General features: G+C 45.3%; 11 protein-coding genes. 7 read left to right on the top strand and 4 right to left on the bottom strand.

Annotated features, from left to right (window positions below; translation table 11 throughout):
- Positions 1 to 71 precede the first annotated feature (71 nt).
- Both gnd and zwf read left to right on the top strand, forming a co-directional pair.
- Entirely contained in the window at positions 72 to 974 is a 903-nt protein-coding gene (gnd, locus tag VK497_00510; GenBank protein ID HMI08866.1) for a decarboxylating 6-phosphogluconate dehydrogenase, read from the top strand.
- Positions 971 to 2,392 (top strand): glucose-6-phosphate dehydrogenase, encoded by a 1,422-nt coding sequence (zwf, locus tag VK497_00505; GenBank protein HMI08865.1) that lies wholly within the window; start codon positions 971 to 973, stop codon positions 2,390 to 2,392. The genes gnd and zwf overlap by 4 nt, the downstream gene beginning before the upstream one ends.
- Here zwf and VK497_00500 read toward each other — a convergent pair.
- A complete protein-coding gene (locus VK497_00500; GenBank protein ID HMI08864.1) occupies positions 2,384 to 3,160 on the bottom strand; it encodes a TSUP family transporter in 777 nt (258 codons plus the stop codon). The two genes, zwf and VK497_00500, sit on opposite strands and share 9 nt — an antisense overlap.
- Positions 3,161 to 3,188: 28 nt before the next feature.
- Positions 3,189 to 4,061: an SGNH/GDSL hydrolase family protein gene (locus tag VK497_00495; protein HMI08863.1), complete on the bottom strand. Its 873-nt coding sequence runs from the start codon at positions 4,059 to 4,061 to the stop codon at positions 3,189 to 3,191.
- Between the two features lie 175 nt (positions 4,062 to 4,236).
- Between VK497_00495 and VK497_00490 the strand changes: the two genes are divergently transcribed.
- Genes VK497_00490 through VK497_00480 form a run of 3 tightly spaced genes read left to right on the top strand, consistent with a single transcriptional unit; the run spans position 4,237 to position 6,236 of the window.
- Positions 4,237 to 5,142, top strand: coding sequence for an ABC transporter ATP-binding protein (locus VK497_00490; protein ID HMI08862.1), 906 nt, complete (start codon positions 4,237 to 4,239; stop codon positions 5,140 to 5,142).
- Positions 5,142 to 5,993 (top strand): ABC transporter permease, encoded by an 852-nt coding sequence (locus VK497_00485; protein ID HMI08861.1) that lies wholly within the window; start codon positions 5,142 to 5,144, stop codon positions 5,991 to 5,993. The genes VK497_00490 and VK497_00485 overlap by 1 nt, the downstream gene beginning before the upstream one ends.
- A 9-nt stretch (positions 5,994 to 6,002) precedes the next feature.
- Positions 6,003 to 6,236 (top strand): helix-turn-helix transcriptional regulator, encoded by a 234-nt coding sequence (locus VK497_00480; GenBank protein ID HMI08860.1) that lies wholly within the window; start codon positions 6,003 to 6,005, stop codon positions 6,234 to 6,236.
- Positions 6,237 to 6,276: 40 nt separating this feature from the next.
- On the opposite strand, the gene VK497_00475 is transcribed toward VK497_00480, so the two are convergent.
- Positions 6,277 to 6,723, bottom strand: a complete 447-nt coding sequence (locus tag VK497_00475; GenBank protein HMI08859.1) for a hypothetical protein — start codon at positions 6,721 to 6,723, stop codon at positions 6,277 to 6,279.
- Positions 6,724 to 6,792: 69 nt separating this feature from the next.
- On the opposite strand from VK497_00475, the gene VK497_00470 reads away from it, so the two are divergent.
- Complete coding sequence (locus VK497_00470) at positions 6,793 to 7,440, top strand: hypothetical protein (protein ID HMI08858.1); 648 nt, start codon at positions 6,793 to 6,795, stop codon at positions 7,438 to 7,440.
- Positions 7,441 to 7,569: 129 nt separating this feature from the next.
- Positions 7,570 to 7,704, top strand: a complete 135-nt coding sequence (locus tag VK497_00465; protein HMI08857.1) for a hypothetical protein — start codon at positions 7,570 to 7,572, stop codon at positions 7,702 to 7,704.
- A gap of 156 nt (positions 7,705 to 7,860) precedes the next feature.
- On the opposite strand, the gene VK497_00460 is transcribed toward VK497_00465, so the two are convergent.
- The coding region (locus VK497_00460; GenBank protein ID HMI08856.1) for a hypothetical protein at positions 7,861 to 8,174 on the bottom strand (314 nt) is incomplete at its 5' end.

The raw sequence follows: 8,174 nt of genomic DNA, 5'->3' as shown, positions 1-8,174 counted from the left end.
GAGCAGCCTGCTCAAATTTTAAAGTCGGTCAAAGATTCGTATGTATATAATGATATTCTGGAGGAAAAGATATGAAGATAGGATTTATAGGACTTGGTAAAATGGGTGGACCGATGGTGCAGCGTCTTCTTAGCGGTGGCCATGATGTGATCGTCATCGATCATCATCAAGAGAATATTGATGCAGCAACGGCAAAGGGAGCTGTTGTCGCTACTAATCATAGTGATATGGTATCTAAACTCGATTCACCTATAGTTATCTGGTTGATGATTCCGGCAGCTCGGGTTGATGATGAGCTTACATCCCTATTAGAGCTATTGCCTGCCGGCAGTATTATTATCGACGGAGGAAATTCAGATTTTCGTTTGACCCGTACTCGGGCAGCCCGCTGCCTGGGAAAAAACGTCACATTGATGGATGTCGGAACGAGCGGTGGTATTATGGGGCTTGAAAACGGGTACTGCATGATGGTAGGCGGAGACCAAGCGACGTATGCTACTATCGAACCACTCGTCCAGACACTCGCGCAACCTGATGGCTATGGTTACTTCGGACCAGCCGGGGCGGGCCACTATGTAAAGATGGTTCATAATGCAATCGAATATGGTGTTATGGAAGCGTACGCCGAAGGATATATGGTGCTAAAGGAAGGCAAAGACTATCCTGACCTGGACCTTGGCAAAGCTGGTCAGGTTTGGCAACATGGTAGCATCATATCCAGTAAGCTGAACGAACTTGCTACCGGAATACTCACGACGAATGCGAATCTAGATGGTATTGATGGATATGTAGCAGAATCTGGTGAGGCTCGTTGGACGCTTGAAATCGCCGAAGAGCAGGCGATCCCTATGCCTGTCGTGCAAGCGTCGTTTGACCGGCGGATTGCATCAACCAAGGGCGAAACCAGTTTTGCAACCAAGCTACTCGCCGCGCTTCGTAATGGCTTTGGAGGCCACGAGATTAATAAAAAATGAGTGATCTAAAGAAATTAGATGCGGCAACATTAGTCATTTTCGGTATTACCGGCGACCTGGCAAAACGTAAACTTTTGCCAGCGCTTTATTATCTTGCAACGCAAAGTTTATTGCCTTCAAAATTAAAAATCCTTGGCGTATCGCGAAGCGGAACGACCGTGGATACGGTTATCGAGAATATCCGTCAGTCTATTACTCAAAAAGATTCAGTTGCTGATGAAGCAGCGCTTGATTTGTTAAAAGGTACGCTCGAGATCGTTTCGATGGATCTACTAGATACCGACGCGTATGTTGCGCTCGGCAAACGTCTTGATGAAATTGAAAACGAAGTAGGCTTATGTATGAGCCGGTTGTACTATTTGGCAATTCCCTCCCAGGTGTTTAGTCCGGTCATTGACCAACTGGGCAAAGGTGGCCTTAATCATGCGTGTCAGCATGGCCAGCTAAGCCGACTATTGATCGAAAAGCCTTTCGGGTACGATACTGCGTCAGCCGAAGAGCTCATAGAACAATTGCATACGTATTTTAAAGAAGAACAAATTTATCGAATCGATCATTATCTGGCCAAAGAAACGGTTCAAAATATTCTTGTTTTTCGTTTTCAAAACCCTCTATTTCAGCATGCCTGGGATAATAAGGGTATTAGCAGTATTACGATTACTGCTTCCGAGAAAATCGATATTGAAGGCCGGAGTACTTTTTACGAGCAAACGGGCGCACTACGTGATTTTATTCAAGGACATTTGCTGCAGCTACTGGCTCTTACGACAATGGATCAGCCCGGCGATCTAACCAGCGATGCGATTCACCGAGAAAAACTAAAACTGCTTCGTTCAATTACGCCTATTAAACCCGATGCCGTAGAAACACTCGCACTTCGAGGACAATACGACGGCTACCTTGATGAGGTAGATAACCCCGATTCACTCACCGAGACATATGCTGCGCTAAAACTCCATATCGATACCGAACGATGGCGCAATGTACCTATACTCCTACGTACGGGCAAGGCTTTGGAGCAGAATGTCGTTGATATTACAGTGGTATTTTCACATAAAGACGACAGGACACAAAATAATATTTTAACCATGCGAATTCAGCCACAAGCGGGCATTTCTTTGCAGCTAAAGGCAAAAGAACCAGGCTTTTCAAATAAGATAAAAACGGTTCACATGGATTTCTCCTATGATACCTCCTTTGCAGGTACGGAGGGTCATCCAGATGCTTACGAACGTGTTTTGATGGATGCGTTTAGTGGGGACAGCACGCTATTCACGACGGCCGACGAAGCCCTTGCTTCTTGGCATATTATTGAAAACGTTATTCATGAATGGTCGAAAGACAGTATCCCACTCCTTACGTATGATAAAGGTAGTCGGGGTCCACAAGCGGCTGTAGAATTTGAACAATCACGATGACATGTAGGCTTGTACGAAGACGACTGCTGTCAGAATAATACCCACGATCGTAATGATTGTGCGGATATGGGCTTGAGGTATCTTGAGGGCAAAACGAGCACCAAGAACACCACCGATGATACATCCAACCATTGCAACCAGACCTATTTGCCATGCAATACCACCAACAATTGTGAAATAAATAACTCCTAGAAGTTCCATTCCTCCGCCGACGATGTTTTTAATCGCCGAAAACTGATACACGCTTTTTAAACTAGTAAACCCAAGTAGCGCCATTAGGACAAACCCAAACCCGGCTCCAAAGTACCCGCCGTAGATGGATGCTACCAAGAGGAGTATTCCGATAACTGCCAAGGAAAGGTGTGGACGTTTGCTTAGGGGCTGACGGATGTATTTATTTAGATATGGCTGAAACGTAAAAAATAACACTCCGACAAGCATTAACCATGGCACTAGTTGTGCGAATATTGAGTTTGAAGTATGTTGGAGAGCGATTGTCCCAACTAGCGCACCGGCAAAACTCGGAATTAAAAGTAAGAAATACTTACGCGGTATCTTTTTAAGTTCCCCAAGATATTGCCAGGCTGCACCCGCAGCACCAGGCCACAGCACCAAACTAGAGGTGATATTTGCCGTAAGCGGTGGGAGGCCACTCGCTATTAGCGCTGGTAAAACCAGTAATTTGCCGCCGCCGGCAACTGCGTTAATAACACCAGCAATGAAACCGGCAAGCAGCAATAAAATTATTTGAAGTGGGTCGGTAATCACAAGAATCAATTATACTATGCCAGTATCTTTAACGTATATAACGCTCATACCAATTTAGTGCCCGTTCTCGGTATGAGGTTGGGGTTTTTGATTGTGACGAAGTCGTGTACTTGGACATCACTGCCTCGGCAATCTTTTGCTGGCCAGCTGCGGTAGGATGAAACGGCATTGCTCCAGCCGAGTTTTGCACCCATGTGTCGGTCGTACATAGTTCATGGCCTGTAAAACTTATGGGTGCGTACTTTGCGTAGGAATATTTAGAAACAGTTCCGCTAATAGCGCTGTTAAGCTTGTTTATGCGGTTTTCCAACCACGAAGTTTCCGTAGGGGTTAGTCCGGAAGTATCAGTGCAGGATTTTGAGGAGAACGGGTCATAATATCCGGTCACGATTACTTTGGGAGGACTACCATTACTAAGCGTGTGAATTTTTGCCAAAACAGTATTTAACTCTAGCTTCAAATCGATTAAATAGACGTTAAAGCGAGCCGTATCAACACCGTATCCGCAACGGAAGTAATAACACTGCTTTATGAACTGCGTCCAGCGCGCGTCGTTAGCGCCGATTGTCAGCGTGATAAGACTGGGTGCACCGTTCGCAAACGCTTGATCAAGCTGAGCAGGAAGTTTTGATGCACCACGTTCTTGACTATCGTAGATTCCCTCGTCTGCTTTTGCACCAATACAGGCATAGTGTTGGAGTGATAGGCCTGTTTGCCGTGCAACCGCGTAAGGATAGGCTTCTGATGAGCGGTTACATATCGTGTTAGCGCCAGCTAGGCCTGAGCCTGCAGCTACAGAATCACCAAGTGCCGCATAAGTACTTGAGGCGGCCTGGGTTTGCACGGGAAGTAGAACAGTTAGTCCTAGTGCAACGACTATAGCTATTGCAAAGCGCTTCATAGTTCCTCCTCTACATTCCTCAACTCATTCTGCTGCGAATGCATACTTCCATTATAATACTGAGTTACGAGACGTGCAAACCAGCATATTAAAATAACAGAATGTAGTATATATACTACATTCTGTATGTTAGGTGCTATACTGGTATTACATATAACGATGAAAGCGAGGGCCTATGCCAAAAGACAATACGGTGGTTGAGGTAAAGAATCTGCAAATGCGGTATGGTGATAACGTCGTCCTAGACGGGGTGGACTTTGCCATAAACAAAGGTGAAATTCTTGTTCTGCTTGGCCCTAATGGCGCGGGTAAGACGACTACCATCGAAGTCTTAGAAGGTTTTCGTGGTCGTTCGGGTGGTGAGATTAAAGTACTTGGCGTCGATCCTGATAATGGTGATGAAGAGTGGCGATCTCGCATCGGCGTTGTGCTACAATCTTGGCGAGATCACTCAAAATGGGAAGTCCGGTCTTTGCTGAATCATCTGGGCAAATACTATATCCCCTATTCCACTCCAGAACGCAAACGGCCATTCGATACGGATGACCTGCTTGATAAGGTAGGTCTTGCCGCGCATGCCAATAAAAAAGTAAGCCAACTTTCTGGCGGACAACGGCGCCGGTTAGACGTGGCAATAGGGCTTGTGGGCAATCCGGAACTTCTCTTCCTTGATGAGCCAACAGTCGGCTTTGATCCAAAAGCGCGACGAGAGTTTCATGACGTTATACATACGCTCTCTGATCTTGCAGGCACAACTATCCTACTAACGACACACGACCTTGACGAAGCCGAAAAACTGAGTGACCGAATCATTATTTTGGCCGGCGGTAAGATTGTTGCTGATGGTAGCGTTGATGTGCTTGCTCAGGAAGTTGCAGGTAAGACCGAAGTAATCTGGACACAAGATGGTAAGCGGAACGTACATCCTACGACAGACGCGACGAATTATACGCGGAAACTTCTGACACAGCACAAAGACGGCATATCTAAATTAGAGATACGCCGGGCAAGTCTCGAAGATACGTATATGACAATTGTTCAGAAACATGAAAACGCAAAGATTGCAAAGGAGAAAAAATAATGAATGGCATGCTTAGCACGATACGCCTAGGTGTTGAACGAGGATGGATAGAATATAAAATACTGCTCAGAGATCCTCAAAGTCTCGTGTGGATCGTGATAATGTTTGGCATCTTCCTTACTGTCTTGTGGTTTCAGCGCGGCGTCGAACTGAACGGTGTTTCCCTGGCCCTTCTTACCTTACCTAGCTTACTGGGTGTGCAGATCGCAAGTAGCGGCTTTAATGATGTTGCAAGCCAGCTGGCGTTCGATCGAGAAGATGGTACGCTATTTCGAGCCAAAGCTCTGCCTCGGGGTATAAGTTCGTATTTTATAGCTAGGGTTGTCATGATTATACTAACAAGTGTCATGTACCTATTGATACTTCTTATCCCAAGTTTACTAATCGTGCCAGGGCTTGTAGATACGATTAGTTTTACTGACATCTTTACTATGGCATGGCTGCTTGTACTGGGACTCCTCGCCACTGCTCCGTTCGGAGCGACTATTGGGGCAATCGTCAAAAGTTCCGGTGCTGGTTGGGGGATGACATTGTTACCACTCGTTGTTCTTACGGCTGCGTCTGGTATCTTTTATCCGATTACCGCGCTTGCTGGGTGGATTCAAGTCGTTGCGCAAGTCTTCCCTGTTTATTGGCTTGGCCTAGGTGCCCGTTCAGTGTTAGCTCCTGAATCTGCAGCGGCAATGGAATTAACAGGTTCTTGGAGAACCACCGAAACAATCCTTGTATTATTAGCATGGTCTATTGTCGGCCTAATTATCGTACCGCGAGTTCTTCGGAAAATGGCTCGTCGTACTTCTGGTAGCGAGATGCAGGCAACACGTGACCGAATAATGCAAAGAGGATATTAGTCACAAGCTATGGATAATGACGTAACGCTCTATAACCGCATAGCAATGCTGCGTGTAGAGCGCAAGGTGTCTCGTCGCGAAATGGCAGATGCGCTGAACATTCACTACCAGACCGTAGGGTATTTAGAGCGTGGTGAATTTAATCCCAGCCTACAGCTGGCACTGCGTATTGCCGAGTACTTTGGAGTTTCTCTCGAAACTGTCTTTTCAACGAAACCTTTTGATCAAATTGGAAAAACTTAAGAATACCGTAAATTGCTGACTATCTGGTACTTTGTGAAAACTAGATAATCTTTTCGTCATTAAGAACACGAAGGATGCTTCTTGCAGTGCCAAAAATACGTCCAAAAAGCGCACTTGTTATTAAAACGAATCCGATTGATCCTAGTGACGCGCCACCAGCGAATAGCTCGGCTATTCGGTTTCTGTTCAATTCAAAAAGTATAAACAATACTAGTACGACGACACCGTAAGCGTCGATGCGTCCAACCACTTCCGCTTCATCACTATCCCATGTAATTTTATACATCCTTGCCGAAACGATACCTGCAACCAGCCCTATTATCATGGCAATAAGTACCTGTGAAAATATTGTCCGTGCAATGATCAAATCATACAATGTTATCAAAAAAAGGATGACATAAACCACGGATAAAATGCGCAAATTCAAACGTAACCTTTTGCTTGCATGGGTTTTGATGAGTTCTGCATGTTTTTTATGACTACTCATACCTCTATAATAACAAAAAGCACTTATCTTAGAGATTTCGTTATACGGATTTGGTATACTAAACCCTATATGGCTATTGGTTTTCGATCTTCGTCAAATACGGGCAATGACGTTAACGCTTCATCTCGTTCACCGACTGTTCCTTCGGGAGCATCTGCTGGCGATGTTGTCGTTGCCGTACTAACCCGTTGGGAAAGTACCAACCCGGCAATTACCGCGCCCTCAGGCTTTACTAGTGCTGGTTCGCAGGTTATTATCGGCGATGCAAAAGTCAATGTGTTCTGGAAGCGACTGACTGGCGCTGATGTGGGCAACTATACATTTTCATGGTCAGGATCGATGTGGTCGCATGCGCATTGTTTTTGCTTGACGGGCGTTAAGTCGACCGGCAACCCTATCGGTTCTAATTTTGCTTCATGGACGGGTACTGCTGGTACGTTCGGAAGCGTGCAGCTGACGACTAGTTTTGCGCCGGGCCTCGTATGGAGCGGATACAATGACTCAGGAGGTACCCATACGCCGCCAACGAGCTTTACTGAGGTGATTGACTTCGACTGTGGTGGTGGAGCATATTATTTGCCCGGTACGGCAGGTACTCATACAGCAGCCAATGGAAGTGTAACTTCAAGTAGCAACGCAGTAGCTGTGATGGTCGCGTTAGAACCCGAACCACCACCCCCGGAAAGTATCGCGAGCGTTTGGGCGATTACGGCGTAATAGGCCTTAATCCTGTGTTGCACTACTCCTATGACTATAAAATTTATTTGACAAAATATTGAATCTATAGTCCTATTGTGGTATACTTCCGTAACTACTGACCACAACTTTCACCAGGGGGTGAGAACTATGCTTGGAGCATTCAGTAGCGTACTTGAATGCATGCCTGGCGTACTTTATGGTCAACAATTGTTCGTAAATCCAGGGATTGTAATTCGTCCAGATCGACTTTCTGATGATCTACAGGAATACCAAGGAATTTAGCCAAATAATCAGCCTAGTTTTGATTGCCGGTGATGAAAGTAACTTGTGTCATGTACTGAGTATAACAAAATGACTTCCAATGATGTCATTTACCACTTCGGAAGGAGTCTTTATTACTGCTTATGCTTGGCAGCCCGGCGGATGCATTTCATAACTTTAGTTCATATTCTTAAGAATATGGCTTAGATGAATCATTAATGGCCGGGACTCATTAACATGTAAAAAATTCATTCCCAACTGTTCGACAATCTTCGTATCAAGGTTATCATCTATTAAAACAGTCTCCTCTGGTCTTACTCCGCTTTGAGATAGATAGCGAGCAAAGAACGTACTTGTTCCATTGTTATGTAAATCAGTCTTTAACGCCCTATTTGTATCCGACACGAGTATACCGTCAAATAGCGTTTCGAGCTTTAGTCTCGGTATTGTCCAATTTCTAAATGTATCCATATTATCCGTAGCAATGACTA

The organism is Candidatus Saccharimonadales bacterium, from assembly GCA_035317825.1.
GTDB lineage: Bacteria > Patescibacteriota > Saccharimonadia > Saccharimonadales > Saccharimonadaceae > DATHGB01.
Note: the sequence above shows the minus strand (reverse complement) of the source record. Positions and strands in the feature narration are given on the sequence as shown.